At 58.3% G+C, this 19,649-nt stretch carries 18 protein-coding genes and 1 tRNA gene; 6 read left to right on the forward strand and 13 right to left on the reverse strand.

Features of this window, described 5'->3' with window-relative positions; genetic code table 11:
- Positions 1–107: 107 nt before the first annotated feature.
- Positions 108–194 (forward strand) — tRNA-Leu (locus tag GOX73_RS05775).
- A 56-nt stretch (positions 195–250) separates the two neighbouring features.
- Here GOX73_RS05775 and GOX73_RS05780 read toward each other — a convergent pair.
- The 12 genes from GOX73_RS05780 to GOX73_RS05835 form a co-directional block, all read right to left on the reverse strand.
- The gene (locus GOX73_RS05780) at positions 251–1,246 is read right to left on the reverse strand and encodes a hypothetical protein (protein ID WP_171123657.1); all 996 of its coding nucleotides are present in this window, start codon (positions 1,244–1,246) and stop codon (positions 251–253) included.
- A 118-nt stretch (positions 1,247–1,364) separates the two neighbouring features.
- Positions 1,365–1,817 (reverse strand): CoxG family protein, encoded by a 453-nt coding sequence (locus tag GOX73_RS05785; protein WP_171123659.1) that lies wholly within the window; start codon positions 1,815–1,817, stop codon positions 1,365–1,367.
- Positions 1,818–1,923: 106 nt separating this feature from the next.
- The gene (locus GOX73_RS05790) at positions 1,924–2,727 is read right to left on the reverse strand and encodes an XdhC family protein (protein ID WP_171123661.1); all 804 of its coding nucleotides are present in this window, start codon (positions 2,725–2,727) and stop codon (positions 1,924–1,926) included.
- Positions 2,728–2,737: 10 nt separating this feature from the next.
- A complete protein-coding gene (locus GOX73_RS05795; RefSeq protein WP_171123663.1) occupies positions 2,738–3,925 on the reverse strand; it encodes a VWA domain-containing protein in 1,188 nt (395 codons plus the stop codon).
- A complete protein-coding gene (locus tag GOX73_RS05800) occupies positions 3,925–4,725 on the reverse strand; it encodes an AAA family ATPase (RefSeq protein ID WP_370456771.1) in 801 nt (266 codons plus the stop codon). The genes GOX73_RS05795 and GOX73_RS05800 overlap by 1 nt, the downstream gene beginning before the upstream one ends.
- 170 nt (positions 4,726–4,895) lie before the next feature.
- The gene (locus GOX73_RS05805; RefSeq protein ID WP_171123667.1) at positions 4,896–7,313 is read right to left on the reverse strand and encodes an aerobic carbon-monoxide dehydrogenase large subunit; all 2,418 of its coding nucleotides are present in this window, start codon (positions 7,311–7,313) and stop codon (positions 4,896–4,898) included.
- Positions 7,310–7,804, reverse strand: a complete 495-nt coding sequence (locus GOX73_RS05810) for a (2Fe-2S)-binding protein (protein WP_171123669.1) — start codon at positions 7,802–7,804, stop codon at positions 7,310–7,312. The genes GOX73_RS05805 and GOX73_RS05810 overlap by 4 nt, the downstream gene beginning before the upstream one ends.
- A 12-nt stretch (positions 7,805–7,816) precedes the next feature.
- Positions 7,817–8,650: a xanthine dehydrogenase family protein subunit M gene (locus tag GOX73_RS05815; RefSeq protein WP_171123672.1), complete on the reverse strand. Its 834-nt coding sequence runs from the start codon at positions 8,648–8,650 to the stop codon at positions 7,817–7,819.
- Positions 8,651–8,790: 140 nt separating this feature from the next.
- Entirely contained in the window at positions 8,791–9,882 is a 1,092-nt protein-coding gene (locus tag GOX73_RS05820) for an MHYT domain-containing protein (RefSeq protein WP_171123674.1), read from the reverse strand.
- Positions 9,883–10,002: 120 nt separating this feature from the next.
- A complete protein-coding gene (locus tag GOX73_RS05825) occupies positions 10,003–11,007 on the reverse strand; it encodes an ABC transporter substrate-binding protein (protein WP_171123676.1) in 1,005 nt (334 codons plus the stop codon).
- Positions 10,986–12,347 (reverse strand): sensor histidine kinase, encoded by a 1,362-nt coding sequence (locus GOX73_RS05830; protein WP_171123678.1) that lies wholly within the window; start codon positions 12,345–12,347, stop codon positions 10,986–10,988. The genes GOX73_RS05825 and GOX73_RS05830 overlap by 22 nt, the downstream gene beginning before the upstream one ends.
- On the reverse strand, positions 12,337–13,005 hold the full coding sequence (locus tag GOX73_RS05835) for a response regulator transcription factor (protein WP_171123680.1): 669 nt from the start codon (positions 13,003–13,005) through the stop codon (positions 12,337–12,339). Before GOX73_RS05835 ends, GOX73_RS05830 begins: the two co-directional genes overlap by 11 nt.
- Before the next feature lie 108 nt (positions 13,006–13,113).
- On the opposite strand from GOX73_RS05835, the gene GOX73_RS05840 reads away from it, so the two are divergent.
- The 5 genes from GOX73_RS05840 to GOX73_RS05860 all read left to right on the forward strand — a co-directional run bounded on the left by GOX73_RS05840 (position 13,114) and on the right by GOX73_RS05860 (position 18,103).
- On the forward strand, positions 13,114–14,094 hold the full coding sequence (locus tag GOX73_RS05840) for a tripartite tricarboxylate transporter substrate binding protein (protein ID WP_171123682.1): 981 nt from the start codon (positions 13,114–13,116) through the stop codon (positions 14,092–14,094).
- Between the two features lie 66 nt (positions 14,095–14,160).
- A complete protein-coding gene (locus GOX73_RS05845; RefSeq protein ID WP_171123684.1) occupies positions 14,161–14,643 on the forward strand; it encodes a tripartite tricarboxylate transporter TctB family protein in 483 nt (160 codons plus the stop codon).
- Position 14,644: 1 nt separating this feature from the next.
- Positions 14,645–16,156 carry a tripartite tricarboxylate transporter permease gene (locus GOX73_RS05850; RefSeq protein ID WP_171123686.1) on the forward strand — a complete coding sequence of 504 codons (1,512 nt, stop codon included), beginning with the start codon at positions 14,645–14,647 and terminating at the stop codon, positions 16,154–16,156.
- Positions 16,146–17,333, forward strand: coding sequence for a CaiB/BaiF CoA-transferase family protein (locus GOX73_RS05855; protein WP_171123688.1), 1,188 nt, complete (start codon positions 16,146–16,148; stop codon positions 17,331–17,333). Before GOX73_RS05850 ends, GOX73_RS05855 begins: the two co-directional genes overlap by 11 nt.
- The gene (locus tag GOX73_RS05860; RefSeq protein ID WP_171123690.1) at positions 17,330–18,103 is read left to right on the forward strand and encodes a citryl-CoA lyase; all 774 of its coding nucleotides are present in this window, start codon (positions 17,330–17,332) and stop codon (positions 18,101–18,103) included. The genes GOX73_RS05855 and GOX73_RS05860 overlap by 4 nt, the downstream gene beginning before the upstream one ends.
- A gap of 39 nt (positions 18,104–18,142) precedes the next feature.
- Here GOX73_RS05860 and GOX73_RS05865 read toward each other — a convergent pair whose 3' ends face one another.
- The gene (locus GOX73_RS05865; protein WP_171123692.1) at positions 18,143–19,639 is read right to left on the reverse strand and encodes a heme biosynthesis protein HemY; all 1,497 of its coding nucleotides are present in this window, start codon (positions 19,637–19,639) and stop codon (positions 18,143–18,145) included.
- Positions 19,640–19,649 lie beyond the last annotated feature (10 nt).

Genomic DNA, 19,649 nt, shown 5'->3' on the forward strand with positions numbered 1-19,649 from the left:
CGCCCTGTTCCACAGACCTTGGGCGTCCGTCAAAAAACTTTCAAAAAACTTCCCGAATCTGGTTGACGCCCACCGCCAGTAGGCTTAAACGCCCCTCCACGACACCTGCCCAGGTGGCGGAATTGGTAGACGCGCTAGCTTCAGGTGCTAGTGTCCGTATGGACGTGGAGGTTCGAGTCCTCTCCTGGGCACCAAATCCCCCGAAATTTGAAAACCCCACTATATCAGGCGGCCGTATTGCCTTTCTGGATCAGCCTGCCGCCCCTTGAGACATCGCGGCAAGCTCAGTCAGTTCGGCGTTTCGTGTCGCCGATTGCGCCTTGACCCGTTTCACGAACTGAGCTGGTAAATCAGGACCGCCCTGCGCGATGTAGGGGGTTACCGTTTCATCCCCGATCAACTGGGCATATTTTGCCCAGGTTCGAAAGACGAACACGTCACGCAAACTGATAAATGGCTTTGTGTAGGCTTTGATTTGCGGCTTGGGGAACTTCGTGCCCTTGAAGTACTGTTCTTCGATTGCGGCCCAATCCTTCGGCGCTTCAAATTCGGTCTGCTCTGCGTCTTCCGAATACTTGAACGCCGGATACTCAAGCCCGTATTCCGAACAGCCGTGAGAGATCTTCTGATGAAGGCCAGACACACCGAACTCCGCCAACTTGACCTCAAAGGCGGCAAGACAGGCTTTGGCCTCATCCGCGCTGTTGCAATAGATGTAGCCTTTGTACGGGTATTTGATCCCGTCACGAAGTTCGATCATGCACTTTCTGGTGTTGTCACCGGGAAGGTCGAGGTTCAACAGCACCAGATACGCCTGGATCATCTTTTCCAGCGATTCGGGTAAAATCTGCACCTTGTAACAACCGTGGCACAACGCCGGGATTACCTTGGTTTCTGCAAAGAACTTCAAACGCGCGTCGCAATAAGGAACTTTGCCCTGAACCTTCAGGACCTGACCTGAAAATACCTGAGCGACCGGCACCGCGTGTTTGATGCCTGCGGATTTCAGGACATTTAGCCATCCTTTGTACGCCAGAGCACATTCCGACGGATCCAAAAACGCCTGTTGCCAGTCTTTGGGCAGTGTAGATGCAAGCTTGGATTGGGCCCGTCCAAATGCACCGGAAACACCCTGCGCGCTATTTGACATGTCCAAAAGTGTGACCAGACGGCGGATCGCCTGCAAGTCATTCGGGCGGACTGCAATCCAGTTTTCCAATTGTTCCAGCACCGCGCTGTTTTTCACCAAAGCCTCCTGCCACAGGCATCACGCCCATGACTACGGTGATTGCGCCGAATGCGCCTACGGTCAACTGAATTGCGTCCGAATTGGCCGGGCAATTGACCCGACCAACCCAATTCCGTCAGGAAACGGCCTGTTCCGATACGACCTCACCAAACTTGGTGAAGAACTTGCCTGATAGCTTTTTGGCCGTGCCAGCAATCAGCCGGCTGCCAAGCTGGGCGATCTTGCCACCAACATCGACCTTGGCGGTATAAGCCAGCACAGTTTCGGCCCCGTCTTCGGTCAATGTCACTTCGGCCCCGCCCTTTGCAAAGCCAGCGGCGCCCCCTTTGCCTTCACCGGTCAAAGAAAATCCACCGGGCGCGTTCGATTTATCCAACGTGACCTGCCCGGCAAAGCGCGCTTTGACCGGTCCGATTTTCAGGACAACTTTGGCCTCAAGCTCCTCGGGGGAATGCTGGATCAGTTCTTCGCAACCGGGAATACATTCCTGCAGAATCTCGGGCGTGTTCAACGCCTTGTATACGACATCACGTGGGGCCGCGATGCGGATTTCGTCAGACAGTTCCATTTATACTTCCTTTGTTCAACAACATCTCGGGAAAACCAAAAGTGCGGTTTCCGTCGCTTGTTTGGGGGTTTGTTCGACGCGTGCCGGCCACAGGGACCGCACGCGTTTAAGCAAGCTTTTCATCCTCAGACACCTCTCTTGTCTTGTCCGTGTTCCGCCACATCACAACTTCGGCCAGGATCGACAGGGCGATCTCATGCGGATCAATAGCGTGAATATCCAAACCGGCCGGGGACTTCAGTTGACCTGCACGCGCCGGATCCAGCCCATTTGCCACCAGCTTGTCGATCAGCGTGTCCGCTTTGCGACGGCTGGCCACCATGGAAACGCGCCGCGCCGGTGTGTTCAGTGCGGCCTCAAGCGCCACAGCATCACCGCGCCCCTGAGACGCCACAACAACAAAATCCCGCGCCTCCAATCCAAGATCGCCGACAAAATCCGGTTCGAACTGTGCATGTGCCCCGCCCGTTTCGGTAACGCAAACCCGAAACCCGGCCAGCGCCGCGTGATCGGCAAGAGCGGACGCAATTGGCGACCCTCCGAAAATCACCAAACGTGGCGCATGTTGATAAGGCTCCACCAACAGATCAACCGTTCCACCCGAGGGGCAGCCGCTTTTGAATGTCTGCACACCATCCGGGTCCGTCATGCTCACCACCTTGTCCGAAGGTTTGATACGGATCATCTGCGGCGCACCGCTGGACAATGCATCCTGCGCCGATGTCCTGACGGCCCGCTGAACGCACGCGCCACCCAAATGGCCCAGTATCTGCCCATCCCGTGTGATCGCCGCCTTGCCGCCCGCCTTGGCCGAGGTCGCATCTGCCGTTCGTAAAACCGTTGCCACGCAAAACGCGTCGCCTGTCCGGCGAAGCTCTTCTATCGTGTCGAATATGTCGAAATTTGCCATGGGGCTCCTTTCACAATTTCCGGAATTGCGGTTCAAGCGCTGCAAGCGCTTCAAGCGTATTGGCTGGGAGGTGGGCGTCCAGATAGGGCTCGGCCGCCTGCATTGCAGCCGCGATGGGTTGGTAGTTTTCCCACCCTTTCAACGGGTTCAGCCAGACGATCCGCCGCGCCTTTCGCCGGATGCGCGCCAGAGCCGCGCCCAGCGCCTGCGGGTCCGAACTGCAATACCCGTCAGACAGGATCAACACGATCGTTCGACCGTTCAGCGCGCGTGCACCATAGCCTGACACGAACCGCTCCAAGCTGCCCGAGATATCGGTACCGCCCCCGAACCCCTCTGCCATCAGCGAAAGCCGCCCCGCTGCACGCAGGCTATCGTGATCGCGCAGAGCATCGGTGACGCGCATCAGACGCGTGTGAAACAAATAGGCGTCCGCCTCCGTGCCGCTGCCGATCAAACCCTTTAAAAATGCCAAGAATACGCGGGAATAGACAGTCATGGACCCGCTGACATCGCATAACGCAACAATGCGCATCGGACGCGGTGGGCGGGTGCGACGGTACAGGTCAATCGGCTCTCCGCCCCGTGCAAGACTGGCGCGCTGTATCCGCCTCAGGTCCAGCGCCGGCCCCTTCGACGCCTGCTTGCGCCTGCGCGACCGGCGGTCACGGATAGCACGGGCAAGCGACGTTGCGGTCCTTTCGGCCTTATTCAGAGCCTCATCATCCATCAACTCTCGCAAGTCCCGACGCGACAGATTCGCCGTTCGGGTCGCGATCAGCCTGCCGTCCATACCCTCTGCCTCTCCCTCACCCGGATCCGGCGTGGTGGGTTGATCTGTTCCGGATTGCGCAGCGTCCTGCGCCTTGTCCTGTTGCTGCCAGATCATCGGTTTGGCCGACTGGACGCGAACATGAGCAGACTTGGCCGACCCTTCCCGTTGCTTCCCGGCGTTGAACCAATACGAGTCAAACAAGTCATCAAACCGACGCCAATCTTCGGCATCTCCTGCAAGCACGGCGCACAAAGCACGCCGGGCCTGACCCGCATTCGTCGCGTCAATCAAAGACAACGCGTTCAAAGCGCCCGCTGTTTCCTTTGGCCCTACCCGCATCCCATTCATCCTCAGATGCGCCACAAAGCCGGACATGCGATCCGCAAATCCAGAAGCACGGGAAGGAAACCGCGTGACCTGCATTACGCAACCTTTCCAATCAAGCGATCCATCACCTCGGGCGGGGCCGCATCATAGTCAGCGGCTGTTTTCAGCAGGCAGACAAGCGTTGCCTGAACCTCATCACGCGCCTGGGCCAGATCATTCACGCCCAATCCGGCCAAAGCCGCAGACCAATCCAGCATTTCGGCAATGCCAGGCGTCTTCTCAAGGTCTTCTTTCCGAAGCGCCTGCACCACACCAATGATCTGCCGCGCCAAAGCACCCTCGATCTCAGGCATCCGAGCCTGCAAAATCGCCAGTTCCGTCTCGCGTGACGGATAATCAAGGAAGCTATATAGGCACCTCCGACGCAACGCGTCCGACAAGTCGCGCGTGCCGTTTGCCGTCAGGATTACGATTGGCCGAACCCGCGCCTTAATCGTTCCCAATTCCGGAATCGTGATCTGAAAGTCAGATAGGATTTCCAATAGATAAGCTTCGAATTCCTCATCCGCCCGGTCAATTTCGTCAATCAGCAAAACCGGTGGTTTTTCTTCCCCAATAGCCTCTAACAAAGGTCTTTTCAGCAGATACTCGTCCGAAAATAATTGTGCTTCGCTGGCTCCGCCCTGCGCTTCACTCGCGCGAATGGCCAATAACTGACGCTGATAGTTCCATTCATAGATGGCATGACTGGCGTCCAGCCCTTCGTAACACTGCAACCGAATAAGACGCGTGTCCCGCCATGCGGCCATCGCCTTGGCGACCTCGGTCTTGCCAACCCCTGCTGGCCCTTCCAGCAATAATGGTCGCCCCAACGCCTGCGCCAAGTGCAGCGCCATTGCCAACCGATTATCAGCAACATAGCCCTGCGCGGCCAATCCGTTCTGCACATCACTCAAAGTCAAAACCAGGATCCATTCTTCATCTGGCTAAAAATATCCCGGGGGAGGTTCGGAGGGGGCTGGCCCCCTCCGTCCGGTCGGACCGGCCCAGGCCGGTCCGAACCCAATCACCCATGCATCCCCAACCCATTGGCGATCTTCCAGATCCGCCAATGGTCATGCGGCATATGGCTCTGCACCAACCCAAAGGGCCGGAACGCATCATGCACCGCGTTCGAGAAACAAGGCACGCCCCCAACATTCGGACTTTCTCCGACGCCTTTTGCACCGATTGGATGGTGCGGAGACGGCGTCACCGTATAGTCGGTGATATAGTTCGGCGTCTCCCACGCGGTCGGCAGGAAGAAATCCATCAGCGTGCCAGTCTTAACGTTACCCATCTCGTCATAGGCAATCTCTTGCCCCATCGCGATAGCCAACGCCTCGGTTACGCCGCCATGAACCTGCCCGTCGATGATCATCGGGTTGATCCGGGTGCCGCAATCGTCCAGCGCATAGAACTTCCGAACGTCCCATTCGCCGGTGTCCACGTCGATCTCCATGACGCAGATATAGGCCCCGAACGGGTAAGTCATGTTCGGCGGGTCATAGTAGCTGACGGCCTCCAGACCCGGCTCCAGCCCTGGGATCGCCTGATTATAGGCGGCGAAGGCGATTTCTTTCATCGTCTTGAACCGCTCGGGCGCGCCCTTGACCGAGAACCGATCCACATCCCACTCAACGTCGTCGTCATGGACCTCAAGCAAATAAGCCGCGATCATCTGCGCCTTGGCGCGGATTTTGCGCGCTGCCATTGCCGTTGCCGCCCCGGCAACCGGTGTCGACCGAGACCCATAAGTCCCAAGACCATAAGGCGCGGTGTCAGTGTCGCCTTCCTCCAACGTAATGTCATCCGCAGGCAGGCCGATCTCACTGGCAATGATCTGCGCAAAGGTCGTGGCGTGGCCCTGACCCTGAGAGATCGTCCCCAGCCGCGCGATGGCCGAACCCGTCGGGTGGATGCGGATTTCGCACGAGTCGAACATGCCAAGCCCAAGGATATCACAGTTCTTCACCGGACCAGCGCCTACGATCTCGGTGAAATGCGTCAGTCCAATACCGATCAGCTTGCGGGTTTTACCTGCCTTGAAGTCCTCAACCCGCTGCGCCTGTTCCGCACGCAAACCTTCATAGTCCACGGCCTTCAGCGCCTTATCCCAAGCGGTGTGATAATCGCCCGAGTCATATTCCCAGCCCAGCGCCGACTGATATGGGAACTGATCGGCCTTGATGAAGTTGATCCGGCGCAGTTCAGCCGCGTCCATGTTCAGCTTAATCGCCAGAACCTCGATCATGCGTTCGATGAAATAGGCCGCCTCGGTCACACGGAAGGAACAGCGATAAGCCACCCCGCCCGGAGCCTTGTTGGTATAGACCCCATCCACGGCCAGATAGGCGGTCGGGATGTCATAAGACCCTGTGCAGATATTCATGAACCCCGCCGGGAACTTGGTTGGATCAGCACAGGCGTCGAACCCGCCATGGTCCGCCGTGGTGTGGCACCACAGACCGGTGATCTTGCCGTCCTTGGTGGCGGCGATCTTGCCCTGCATCCAGTAATCGCGGGCAAAGGCGGTGGACATCAGGTTTTCCATCCGGTCCTCGACCCATTTCACCGGCTTGCCAGTGACAATTGAGGCCACGACCGAGCAGACATAGCCAGCATAAGCCCCAACCTTGTTACCAAAGCCACCGCCAATATCCGGGCTGATGACGCGGATATTATGCTCGGCAATGCCCGAGATCAGCGACACAACCGTCCGGATCGCGTGCGGGGCCTGAAACGTACCGTAGAGCGTCAGCTTGCCGGTTACCTTGTCCATGCTCGCGACCGACCCGCAGGTCTCCAGCGGGCAAGGATGGGTGCGGTGGTAATAGACCATCTCTTCAGCGACTACGTCGGCCTCGGCCAGAATGGCCTCGGTCGCCTCTTTGTCGCCCTGCTCCCAGGTGAAGATATGATTGTGGTGCTTGCGCGGCCCGTGCGCACCTTCGGTCTGACCCTCAAGGTCTTCGCGCAGGACCACATCGGACTTCAGCGCCTCGAATGGGTCGGTCAGAACGGGCAGTTCTTCGTATTCGACCTCAACCAGTTCCGCAGCATCCGCCGCGATATAGCGATCCTCGGCCACGACAAAGGCTACTTCCTGTCCTTGGAACAGCACCTTTCCGTCGGCCAGAACCATTTGTTTGTCACCGGCCAGCGTTGGCATCCAATGCAGGCCCAGCGGGGCCAGATCTTCGGCCGTCAGAACAGCGATCACACCGGGCAGCGCCAAGGCGGCCTCTTTGTTCACGCTGACAACGCGGGCATGTGCGTAGGGGGAGCGCACAAAGTCGCCGAACAGCATTCCATCCAGCTTGATGTCATCGACATAATTGCCCTTGCCTTGGGTAAAGCGCACATCCTCGACGCGTTTGCGCGAGCTGCCCATGCCCTTGAGGTTGGCGGCGCGTTCTTCGGGGGTCATTGTTTGGTCGTTCATTCCGCGGCCTCCTTCTGAGCGTTCAGCATGTCAGCCGAGGCCGAGATTGCCTTGACGATGTTCTGATACCCGGTGCAGCGGCACAGGTTCCCTGCCATCCCGAAACGAATTTCTTCTTCGGTTGGGTTGGGGTTTTCCTGAAGCAGGCGATGCGCGCGGGTGATCATGCCCGGCGTGCAGAAGCCGCATTGCAGACCATGATGTTCGCGGAACATTTCCTGCAAGACACCAAGGCTGCCATCGTCGTTAGTGAGCCCTTCGACGGTAGTGATATCGGACCCGTTCACCTGCGCCACAAAGGTGGTGCAGGACTTGACGGACTTGCCATCGATATCAACGGTGCAAGCGCCGCAATGGCTGGTCTCGCAACCGATATGGGGGCCGGTGATTTTCAGATCTTCCCGCAGGAAATGGATCAGCAACGTGCGCGGCTCGGCCAGACCTTCGACCTCGCGCCCGTTCACGGTGAGTTTGACGTGCATTTTTGACATGTTATCCCCTCCTCAACCCGCGCGGTTTTGCGCGCGGTCGATGGCGCGGCGCAGCATCACAGCGGCCACATGTTTCTTGAATTCGACGGGGCCGCGGTTGTCGGCCACAGGTTCAATCGCATCCAGCATCGCCGCGACGCACCCGTTTACATCACCGTCCGCCAACGCGGCGCTTGCGCTTTCGGACCAGATCGGCGTGTCAGCCAGGTTGGTCATCGCGGCCGACGCCGTTCCGTTGCCCACCATCACCGCAGCCGCAGCCGTCGCATAATCCCCGATCTTGCGCTTTTGCTTTTCATATGCCTGACCGACGCCAGCGCCCGGAACCGGGATCGAGATACGTGTCAGGATTTCCTCATCCTCGCGCGCTGTGAAATACGCGGCCTCATAGAATTCGCGCGCAGCCACGCTGCGGTTGCCATCGGGACCGGACAGTTCAAACGTCGCGTTCAGACACTGCATCAACCCCGGCATGTCATTGCCCGGATCGCCATTGGCCACGTTGCCACCGACAGTGCCCATATACCGCACCTGCGGATCGGCGATCTGCAACGCCGCCTCGCGGATCAGCGGAATAGCGGCGGCAAGACCGTCATGGGTGATCAGCTCATGCTGCGTGACCATCGCGCCCAACGTGACGGTGTCGGACCCGATCTGGATGCCCTTCAGCTCATCAATGGCCTGAAGGTCGACCAAGTGGCCCATCTCTGCCATACGCAGCTTCATCATCGGGATCAGGCTGTGCCCGCCCGCGATCACCCGCGCCTCGTCTCCGTGTTCCTGTAGAATGCCGATGGCCGAGGCGATGTCGCCTGGCCGGTGATACTCAAAACCGGCTGGTATCATGTTTTTCCTCCCTGGGTCCGAAGCGATATGCCTTGGGGGACCTAGGGTAAGGAAAGAACGGTCACATCAGCCGTTCCAGTTAAGGGGAACGGGGCGCGCAGGTTGTTTCACGAAATGCGAATGGGCTGCACGAGTTGCGATCAAAGGCCCAGCGCGTCGCGAATATCAGAAAGTCGCGATCGGCTGACAGGGACCTTGGTCAAAGCATCAACATCGTCAAAGTAACAGGTGCCGTTGTCCTTGTGCCGCTCGAAACTTGAGACATGTTTGGGGTTCACCAGATAACTGCGGTGGGCGCGCAGAAAGCCGTCGGGCGCAAGTCGGGATTCTGCTTCGGTGATCGACCACGGGCAGAACAGCTTTTCCGCACCCATGTACAAGACGGTGTAATGCCCTTCGGCACGGATGGCGGCGATACGGGCGGGTTCGGCGAAAAAGGTCTGGCCTTCCCGTTCAAACGGAACCCCCGCCCGAAGCACCGCAGGCTCGGGTTCCGGGGTTGGGGCAGGCGCAGGCTCCGCCACAGCCGGCTCAAGGAAACTGACGCCGGTCAGCAGGAAGGCACCGCAGATCAGGAACACGGCGACGGTCACGCCCATCGCCAGAACCTGATTGTTCAGCGCGGGACCTGCACCGCCGGCGCTGTCACTGGCAACAAAGTCCGTGAGGCCGGTGGCTACGAAATGCATTGAAAACACGGCCAGCCCAAAACAAGCCGTACCAAGCAGGATATTGCGCTGGGTGCGGTTGTCATAAGCTACCCAGATTGCCACCACCGACAGCCCCACCGAGGCCAAGGTCGAGATCGCAACATCCCAGGCGTTATAGACCGGGCGGCACAGCTCCATCCCAGCCATGCCAATATAGTGCATCACCACGATGCCAAGGCCGACGATGACGCCCGCGCCAACAATCGTTTGCACCGAGCGTGGCCTGAAATGCAGCAGCAACAGCGCCAGGCCGACCATAAGGATCGCCACCAAAGCCGAGATCAGTGTGATCAGCGCATCATAATAGAATAGGATAGGCAATTGCAGGCCCAGCATGGCCACGAAATGCATCGACCAAATCCCGCCACCCAGAACAACCGCAGCCAGAGCGACAACAATCTTGCGCCTCTGATCATCCAACTTGGACGCGCCGTGCGTAAGGTATAGGCCAGTGAAGCCCGCCATCAGCGCCACGGCCAACGACGCCGCCACAAGCCAGGCGTTATGCGAATAGTCCAGCATTTCGGTTTACGCGCCCTCCTCGACGCGAGGGCGACGTTAGCAAACGGATTTGATTGGGACAATTGGCTGAAAGGTGGAAAACAAACCATTCATGCGCACGTCATGGTTACAACGGCGCGCCTACTGGATGACCGCATTTTCCCACGCAGACAGAAACTTTTTTCGTTTCAAATCATCCAGAAATGTCAGCAAGGCCGGATTCAACCCGATTGTCTCATGATCCGTTGACTCACCCTGAGACATGAGCGGAGGAAGAGATAACTGGCTGCCCTGCGCCACTGGCTTTTCTTCGACAAGGTACTGGATAAAAGCCTCGGCCGCGTCCGGTTGCTGTGTCGCCCTGGACACTAGCGCGGTGCGCATCATGATCGTTTGGAAGTCGGTCGGAAAAATCACTTCAAGGGCATCCTTGCGCTCGGCGCGAACGGCGGCATAGCTGCCAAGGACATTGTAGGCCACCAGAATTGTACCATCGGCAAGATCGTTGATCATCTCGCCGGAACAGCAATACAGGCGCACATCAAGGCCACCCATGACCTCCATCAAGCGCCAAAATGTCTCGGACGCACGTGCGTCCTGAGTTGCAAAAAGGTAGCCAAGACCCGAGTCGCGCACATCATAGGTTCCGATCCTGCCCCGAAACTCTTCGGGCCGCTTGCGCAGCGCTTCGATCAGGCCCTGACGCGTCTGCGGAATGTCCTGACCCTCGAACGCTGCGCGGTTGATCACGATGGCCGCGGGTTCGGTCGTAAAGGCAAACAGGCTTTGGTGCCACTGGGCCCACGATGGTGTCTCGATATCCTTTAATGGCAGGGCAAACCCGTCATTTGCCAACTTTAACTGCAGGTCCATCGCGCTTGAAACGACAATATCAAAGGCATCCGGCGTGGCGCGGACGCGTTGATTGATATCGGCAGTCCCCGAAACAAGGTATTCGACACTGATATTGGGGTTCTGTGCGACAAATCCATCAATCAAAGGGGCGAACAATACCGTGTCCGTGCTGGAAATGACGCGCAGGCGCGGACCGTCTGCACCTTCGTTGAAGATCAATTGATCTTCCCAATCGTGGGCCCATCCGAGTCCAGGCAGGACAAGCAGAACTAAAGCGATAAGATAACGCATGCACCCCCCGATGGCTGATTTGTCAGAACAAGCGTGCCGCCATGTGCAATCGCCACGTCCTGAGCGATTGTCAGCCCCAGACCCGAGCCGATTGTTCCGGCCGCGTTTTTGCCGCGTTCGAACCTGCGGGTCAGTGTCTCAATCTCTTCAGGAAGAAAACCGGGGCCGGAATCGCTCACCTTGATTTCGGGCTTTCCGGTAATCTCAATCTCGACCGTGCTGTCCAACGGAGCGTATTTCAACGCGTTGTCGATCATGTTTCGCACCGCGTTCTGGATCAGAATAGGATCGCCGGAATAGGGGACCGTAGGATCACCTGTCATGGACAAAGACAGCTCCTTCATTTCCGCGATTGGTGTCAGTCTTTGAACAAGGTCACGGATCAATTCGACCAAATCCACATCCTCTCGCACAAGGTGGTCCGTGCGGAATGTAATCATGGCATGATCCAAAAGCTGCCCCGCCGCGCGCGAGCTTTCGTCGATTGCCCTCACCATCGCCCGCAGCGCCTCGCGGTTTTCCTTGCGCTCAACACGGTGCAGCGTCGCTTCGGCATAAGACCGCACGGTTGCCAATGGGGTGCGCACACGATGTGCGGCCTCAGCGATGAAATCCTCGGACTGGCTGAGCGATTGATCCAAGCGCCCCATCAGAGAGTTCAGAGACATGACCAAAGGTGCCATTTCACGTGGCACCGGCTTTTTGAAAGGGCTCAGGTCCTGAGGACCCCGCCGCGTGACGGATGTCGTCAGTTTGTTAAGCTGTCCGATCGTGGTCGACGTGATCCAGAAAGACAGCGCCGCCGTCAAAAGAAAGAACCCCAGCCCCAGAAATGCGGCATTGCGCGAGATCTGGTCGAGGGTCCGTGAAAGTGCGTCCTGCGTCTGACCAAGTACAACTTCGATTTCAGTCTGCCGGCCCAGCCCCACAAGCGTTCGGCTTGCGCTGACCTGTCGAATGCGTTCGCCGCGCAATTCACCGGATGTAAAGGACCAATCGCTTTGGGCTGGGGCCGCTGCCAGCCGCAAATCTTCGTAGCCGGACAGAAACACACCGTCCTGATAAATGGCATAAAACACCCTATCATCAGTTGGGGTAGTCAGCATCGAGAACGCGGCATAGGGAATATCCACCTCCAGCACCCCATCCCGCAGCGCGGCGGCATCAAGAATGGACGTCACGGACGCCTCGAGGATGTTGTCCTGACCTTGTTGGGCCACCTGTGCGGCATAGTTCCGAACCGCAAAGAACAACAACACGGCCAGAACCGCTGCACCGCCGATCAGGGTCAGAACAAGCCTGTTTCTGAGCGACCCTGAAACGTTGGGATTAGTGGTCATGGTCCAACCTGTACCCCAGACCACGCAGCGTGGTTATCTTCAAGTCCGAAGGCTCAAGATGTTTGCGCAGGCGACCTACATAAACCTCAATCGCGTTATCCGTCACGCTGTCATCATAAGAAAACAGCCTGTCAGCGAGTTTCTGTTTCGAAAACACGTGGCCGGGCGCATTGATGAACAACTCCATCATGCGCAGTTCCCGATTGCGCAGCGAAAGGGTTTCCCCGGCCACGGTTAAATGACCGGCCACAGGATCAAACACGACACCGCCGATCTCGATCGTGGATTTGGCGCTGCCGGATTTCCGGCGCAGGACGGCGCGGCAGCGGGCCTCAAGCTCGGCATGATCAAACGGCTTGGTCACGTAGTCATCCGCCCCCAGATCAAGTGAACCGATTCGATCCGAAACCTGACTGCGCGCAGTCAAAACGATCACCGGCGTGTCCAGACGGCTGGCCCGGTGCCGTTTCAGAAAGTCCCGGCCATCCCCATCCGGCAGCATGATGTCCAACAGAATCAGGTCGTATTCTTCGGTTTCGACAAAGGCAGTGGCGTCTTCCAAATTCGATGCATGATCAATGACATGGCCGTCCAGCCGCATGCGCGAACTGACCGCATTCGCGAGATCCAGATTGTCTTCGACAAGCAGAAATTTCATCGGGCCCAAACAGTATTTTGCCGCGTGACAGGTTGATGTCAGGTTGGTGTGTTTTTGTTCCGTCCAATCTGAGCCGCCATGCGGCCGGTTGTCAAACGGGAGGAAACCATGACGACATTCAAACTGGGCCGTCGCGCCCTAATCGCAGCTGTGGCCGCTATCGGCCTGACCGGTCCGGCGCTGGCCGAAGATCAGGTCGTAGACAGTATCCACTTTCTGATTCCCGGTGGCGCTGGCGGCGGCTGGGACGGCACGGCCCGTGGCACGGGCGAAGCGCTGACGAACGCAGGTCTGGTCGGAACCGCATCCTACGAAAACATGTCAGGTGGCGGCGGCGGCAAAGCCATCGGCTTTCTAATCGAAAACGCCGACAGCAATCACGGCACGCTGATGGTCAACTCGACCCCCATCGTGATCCGTTCGCTGACCGGCGTGTTCCCGCATAACTTCCGCGACCTGACTCTGGTTTCCGGCACAATCGGCGACTATGCGGCGATTGTTGTGGGCAAGGACAGCCCCATCAACTCGATGGACGATCTGCTGGCTGCCTTTGACGCTGACCCCGCAGGGACGGCAATCGGCGGTGGCTCGGTTCCGGGTGGTATGGACCATCTGGTGGCGGCTATGGTGATGGAAGCGGCGGGCAAAGACGCTCTGGCCGTGAAATACATCCCCTATGACGCAGGTGGCAAAGCCATGGCAGCCCTGCTGTCCGGTGAGATTGCGGCGCTGTCGACCGGTTTCTCGGAAGCCGTCGATCTGGCAAATGCAGGTGAGGTCAAGATCATCGGCGTAACCGCGGAAGAACGCGTTGACGCCGCTCCTGATGCGATGACCATGATGGAACAGGGTATTGATACCACCTTCGTCAACTGGCGCGGTTTCTTCGCAGCACCCGGCCTGCCGGAAGACAAGCTGGCGGCATATCAAGACGCAATCGCCAAGATGTACGACACTCCTGAATGGGAAGAGGTTCGGGCGCGCAACGGATGGGTGAACATCCATAACTCGGGCGCTGACTTCCAGACGTTCCTTGAGCAGCAGGAACAGCAGATCGGTGATCTGATGAAGAAGCTGGGCTTCCTCTAACTGAAAACTGGCAGAGCGGACCGCCGCTCTGCCTTCCCCAAAGACAACAAAATAGGAGGGGGCATCATGGCGTTGGATCGCTGGATTGCGCTCGTTCTGCTGGGTGTTTGTTTAACATATGGCTACGCCGCCTGGTTCACGATGGACAGTAGCCTTCCCCCTTTCATGCAACGAAATCCCATCTGGCCAAGCACCTTTCCCAAAGTGCTGTCCATTCTGGGGATCATCACCACAACGATCATCCTGCTGGGCTTTGAAAAGTCCGAGGTGAAAGAGGCCGATATCGACTATCGGCGTCTGGGCGAATACCACCTGGATCAGGCGCTGATGCTGCTGGCTTTGATGGTGATCTATGCCCTGTGCCTGCGTCCTGTCGGTTTCCTGATTTCGACGTCGGCATTCCTGATCCTTGGCTCATTCATTCTGGGCGAGCGCAAGTGGCACATCATGCTGCCTGTTGCCTTCATTGCGACGGGTGCTGTCTGGTATCTGGTCCAGGAAGTTCTTGGCATCTACATGCGCCCGCTGCCGGGCTTTTTCGGAGGCTGACATGCTTGAAGGACTTCTGATCGGCCTGCAAACGGCATTCTCAATCCAAAACCTTCTGATGGTCATCGCGGGATGTCTGATCGGCACATTCATCGGGATGTTGCCCGGTCTTGGACCCATGTCGATCATCGCTATCATGATCCCGGTTGCGATCTCGATGGGCGACCCGTCCGCCGCGCTGATCCTGCTGGCCGGGGTTTACTATGGCGCGATCTTTGGTGGCTCGACATCCTCGATCCTGCTCAACGCGCCGGGGGTCGCGGGGACGGTGGCCTCAAGTTTCGATGGTTACCCGATGGCGCGACAAGGCAAAGCAGGCAAGGCGCTGACAATCGCCGCGATCGCCAGTTTCGCAGGCGGCACGCTGGGTGCCGTGCTGTTGATGGTGTTTGCCCCTGCCCTTTCATCAGTGGCGCTTTTGTTCCATTCAGCCGAGTATTTCGCGCTGATGGTTGTCGGTCTGTCGGCCATCGCTGCCTTTGCTGGAAGCGGGCAAGTCGCCAAGGCCGTCATCATGACCGTTCTTGGGCTGATCATGGCAACCGTAGGCGAAGGCGCATTGTTCAACCTACCCCGTTTCACCATGGGGATTATGGACCTGCAATCCGGTTTTGGGTTCATCACGCTGGCCATGGCCATGTTCGCCCTGCCCGAGGCGCTGTTTCTGGTCCTGAAGCCAAAAGATCTGAAAGGTGATGATGGCGAGATCAAAGACCTGCGCATCACCAAGGCAGAAGCCAAGGCAATTGCGCCAGTTGTGGGACGGCAGTCCGTACAAGGTTTCTTCATCGGTGTTCTTCCCGGCGCGGGCGCGACAATCGCCAGCTTCCTTGGCTACGCTGTTGAGCGCAACATTGCCCCGAAAGAGGAACAGGAAGAATTCGGCAAAGGCTCGATCAAGGGTCTGGCAGCCCCGGAAACAGCAAACAACGCCGCCTGTACCGGATCATTCGTTCCGCTGCTGACGCTGGGTATTCCCGGTTCCGGCACAACTGCGATCCTGCTGGGCGCGCTGATTGCCTTGAACGTGACACCCGGACCACGCTTGATGCTGGACGAACCGCAGATCTTCTGGGCGGTGATTATGTCGATGTTCATCGGTAACCTTGTTCTGCTGATCCTGAACCTGCCGCTGATCCCCTACATCGCCAAGGTGCTGTCGGTTCCCCGCAACTACCTGATCCCGTTCATTTTGTTCTTTACCCTGATGGGGGCCTATATCGGGCAGAACAATGCGACCGAGCTGTTGATCCTTGTTGGCTTCGGCGTCTGCGCCACGGCTTTGAAGTTTGCCGACTATCCGCTGGCCCCGCTTCTGATTGGGTTCATCCTCGGCGGAATGATGGAGGACAACTTTGCAAGGTCCATGCAGCTCTATGACGGAATCGCGTTTATCTGGGAACGTCCCATGACGCTGGGCCTGCTGGTCATCGCCGCGCTGCTGGTGCTGCTGCCCAGCTATCGCGCGCGCCGCGCGCGGGCACGGGCTGCCGGTATCGCTGATGGCGACTGAGCCTCTGGCAGCGATACGGGTTCTTGACCTGACGAATGTTCTGGCAGGCCCGTATTGCTGCTATCAACTTGCCCTGATGGGCGCCGAAGTGATCAAGGTCGAACGTCCCCAGGGTGGCGACCTTGCTCGGGTGTTGGGGGCTGACCCGGATCGAAACACGGCCGGGATGGGGATCAGCTTTCTTGCACAAAACGCGGATAAGAAATCCGTCACACTGAATATGAAATCCGCCAAAGGCAAAGCCTTGCTGAAGAAGCTGGTGCAAACCGCCGACGTGCTGGTCGAAAATTTCCGGCCCGGTGTAATGGACCGGCTTGGCCTTGGCTATGACGTTCTGCGCGCTGAAAATGCCAACCTGATCTATTGCGCAATCAGCGGTTTTGGGCAGGACGGTCCTCGCAAAAATGACCCGGCCTACGACCAGATCGTGCAGGGTATCAGCGGTGTCATGTCGATCACCGGAGCAGCCGATACAGCGCCCTATCGCGTCGGTTACCCGCTGGCCGATACCGTCGGAGGGCTGACGGCTGCCTTTGCAATCAGTGCCGCCCTGAACGCGAGGCCGCGCGGCGCGTTTTTGGATATCGCAATGTCCGAGGCCGTGGTCTCCACTATGGGTTGGGTGGTGTCGAACTACCTGATCGGGGGCGTCACGCCGGGGGCGCATGGAAACGAAAACACCACGTCTGCCCCGTCAGGAACTTTTGCCACAGCGGATAATCCGATCAACATCGCGGCCAACCGCGACGAACAATGGCAGGCGCTTGCCCGGCACCTTGGGCGGGACGATTTGCTGAACAACCCTAACTATGCCACGCGCGAAGATCGCAAGAGGAACCGCCACACCCTAAAGGACGATCTGGAAGCCACTCTGCGCACCCGACACGCCGGGGAGTGGGTTGGTGAGCTGAACGCCTTAGGCGTCCCGACCGGGCAGGTAATGACCGTGCCCGAGGCGCTGGACGACGAACAGCTTGCAGGCCGCGGATTGATTGGCACTCTGCCGGTTCAGAACGAAGAACTGAAACTGACCGGCAACCCTGTCGTAATGGACGGTCAACGCAGAATGCCCCAGACCTCGCCACCGGAATTAGGGGCGGATAATGTCGCGATCTGGTCAGAGCTTGGCCTGACTCGTGATGAAATCAACGCATTGGTGAAGGAGGGGGTCATATGAGCGATGTCGCCGACTGGTGGACAACATCCATCATCGACATGGAACCCGGACGAATAGACCTGCGGGGCACACCCATTCAGGACCTTATCGGCACCCTTGGTTTTGCGGAAATGATCTGGTTCTTGGTGCGCGGCGACAGACCATCCCCCGCACAGTTGAAATTGTTCGAGGCCGCGCTGGTTGCTGCCGTGGATCACGGGCCGCAAGCCCCTTCAATTGCTACGGCGCGTATGGCGGTGACGTGCGGTCTGCCGCTCAACAACGCCATGGCAAGCGCGGTGAATATGCTGGGTGACGTTCACGGCGGTGCTGGTGAGCAAGCGGTGAACCTGTATCAGTTCGTCAACGCGCACTCATCCGCCGTTGGCCCGGCACTGGATGACTGGATCGCCGCGCAGGGGAAAATTCTGCCCGGGTTTGGCCACCGTTTTCACACCCCAACCGATCCGCGCGCCCCGCGTTTAATGCATCTTGTGGACGAAGCGATTGAGGCAGGTGCCTGTGACGGGCGCTACAAGTCCGTAGCGCATGACATCGAAGAGGACCTGGCCCGGCGCAAAGGCAAGCCCGTTCCGATGAATATCGACGGTGCCACAGCGGTGATCTATGCCGAGCTTGGTTTTGACGCACCGCTGGCGCGCGGCCTTTTTTGCCTGTCCCGATCTGTCGGCATTCTGGCACACGCTTGGGAGCAAACTCAGCAGGGTGGCCGAAACAAGGGTCCGACCCCACCAAAGTACCGCTGGACGTATCGGCCCAACGACACTTGAAGGGTAACAGGGTTCTAAAGGGTCTTTTGAACCGCGCTCTCAGACCTTTTCTTCGATTGCAGGCTCGATATCTGGGCGCACGGGTTCAGCCTCCATTTCAATCACCTCGGACTCAGCCTCTGCTTCCGGTTCGTCAACCTCTAGCTCGGGTTTGTCCTCAAGCGCACCCACGATCAGCGGCAACATGTGAACCCCGGTGGCCGAGGCGATCTCGGGCGTTTGTGGTGTTTGCCAACTGAGCGTGTCAAAGCTGTGGCAGTTCTGACAGACAGGGGCCCACTCGGGCTGAATGTCATGGCAGTTGTCACAGACCCATTGCGGTCCGCGCGGCGCATTCAGGGCTTTGGCCAGCCACCCCTGCACAACCGCGTCCGATGCGCCCTCGCCGCGTTCAATTGCGGCCATCAGAGTATAGGCCCGCGCATCCCCCTGCTTTTCGACCACATCACCCAGCGCACGCCGGGCTTCGGGGAAATCCTCGGCCACGATGTTCAATTCAGCCAGGATCAGGCGAGTTTCAATATCTTCGGGGTGCACACGGGTCAGCGCGGTAAAGCGCTTGATGCGCTCGTCTGAGGTTTCATCCGGAACGATCTCGGCGAAGGCATGGGCCAGATCTGGATGGGGCTGAACCTCCCACGCTTTTTTCAGGATCTTGGTTGCCGAACGTGGTTTGCCCTTTTCGATATACGCGCGCGCGGCCATTGCTGCCGCTGGTACCAGATCAGGGGACAAACGGTTGGCTTCAATCGCGTGTTCGCGTTGTTCAACCGTTGCGGATTCGTCCAGAATCCCTTTGGCTTCGGACAGTGCCAGCACCGCATCGCGACGCTTGTACACGTCGCGCGGCAAATGACCGGCCTTCAGCTTGGCGGTCAGGGTAGACCGGGCCCCTGCCCAATCCTGCGACTTGGTCTGAAGACCCAGTAGAATATCCTGTGTTTCCTGATGCCGCGGCTTGATCGCCAGTGCCTTTTCCGCAAGCTTGCGGGCGGTGTCATCATCGCCTTCGGCCAGCTTCTGTTTCAGGATACCGCGCACACCCACAAAGCGCGTGGCGTTATTTGTGACCAGCTTGCGATAGGTCTCGGACGCTTTCTTGGTGTCGCCGTTCATCTCGGCGGCCTGCGCCACCAGCAAGTTCGTCAGTTCAGGTTTGTTCAGCAGTTTTTCAGCCTTGGTCGCCTTGTTCATGGCAACGCGGCCTTCACCCGAGGCCAACGCCATCAACCCGTCAGCCAATGCCTGATACCCGCGCTGTTCCCGGCTGCGGTCGAAATACCGCGACAACGCGGTTTCATCACCGTTGAGAAATTTCAGCGTGGCAATCAACAGGGTCAGCAGCTTGAAGAACAGCCAGATCGCAACAACCATCACGCCCAGCGCGATGACCGACTGCAACGGTCCCAGCGTATATTCCATTCCACCTGCGGTGATCTGCACGCCACCGCTGGTTTCCATCAGGAAGCCCGCGCCCACAGCCAGCAAGCCGACGATCGCTACAAAAACAAGAATCTTAAAAAGTGACCACAGCATGGCAGGTCCT

Origin of the sequence: Ruegeria sp. HKCCD7221 (genome assembly GCF_013031225.1) — a bacterium.
GTDB lineage: Bacteria > Pseudomonadota > Alphaproteobacteria > Rhodobacterales > Rhodobacteraceae > Ruegeria.

Coding starts and splice junctions, on each gene's coding strand:
- GOX73_RS05785 (WP_171123659.1), bottom strand. CDS start 1,817: ATGGAACTGTCTGACGAAATCCGCATCGCGGCCCCACGTGATGTCGTA.
- GOX73_RS05790 (WP_171123661.1), bottom strand. CDS start 2,727: ATGGCAAATTTCGACATATTCGACACGATAGAAGAGCTTCGCCGGACA.
- GOX73_RS05795 (WP_171123663.1), bottom strand. CDS start 3,925: ATGCAGGTCACGCGGTTTCCTTCCCGTGCTTCTGGATTTGCGGATCGC.
- GOX73_RS05800 (WP_370456771.1), bottom strand. CDS start 4,725: ATGGCGCTGCACTTGGCGCAGGCGTTGGGGCGACCATTATTGCTGGAA.
- GOX73_RS05805 (WP_171123667.1), bottom strand. CDS start 7,313: ATGAACGACCAAACAATGACCCCCGAAGAACGCGCCGCCAACCTCAAG.
- GOX73_RS05810 (WP_171123669.1), bottom strand. CDS start 7,804: ATGTCAAAAATGCACGTCAAACTCACCGTGAACGGGCGCGAGGTCGAA.
- GOX73_RS05815 (WP_171123672.1), bottom strand. CDS start 8,650: ATGATACCAGCCGGTTTTGAGTATCACCGGCCAGGCGACATCGCCTCG.
- GOX73_RS05820 (WP_171123674.1), bottom strand. CDS start 9,882: ATGCTGGACTATTCGCATAACGCCTGGCTTGTGGCGGCGTCGTTGGCC.
- GOX73_RS05825 (WP_171123676.1), bottom strand. CDS start 11,007: ATGCGTTATCTTATCGCTTTAGTTCTGCTTGTCCTGCCTGGACTCGGA.
- GOX73_RS05830 (WP_171123678.1), bottom strand. CDS start 12,347: ATGACCACTAATCCCAACGTTTCAGGGTCGCTCAGAAACAGGCTTGTT.
- GOX73_RS05835 (WP_171123680.1), bottom strand. CDS start 13,005: ATGAAATTTCTGCTTGTCGAAGACAATCTGGATCTCGCGAATGCGGTC.
- GOX73_RS05840 (WP_171123682.1), top strand. CDS start 13,114: ATGACGACATTCAAACTGGGCCGTCGCGCCCTAATCGCAGCTGTGGCC.
- GOX73_RS05845 (WP_171123684.1), top strand. CDS start 14,161: ATGGCGTTGGATCGCTGGATTGCGCTCGTTCTGCTGGGTGTTTGTTTA.
- GOX73_RS05850 (WP_171123686.1), top strand. CDS start 14,645: ATGCTTGAAGGACTTCTGATCGGCCTGCAAACGGCATTCTCAATCCAA.
- GOX73_RS05855 (WP_171123688.1), top strand. CDS start 16,146: ATGGCGACTGAGCCTCTGGCAGCGATACGGGTTCTTGACCTGACGAAT.
- GOX73_RS05860 (WP_171123690.1), top strand. CDS start 17,330: ATGAGCGATGTCGCCGACTGGTGGACAACATCCATCATCGACATGGAA.
- GOX73_RS05865 (WP_171123692.1), bottom strand. CDS start 19,639: ATGCTGTGGTCACTTTTTAAGATTCTTGTTTTTGTAGCGATCGTCGGC.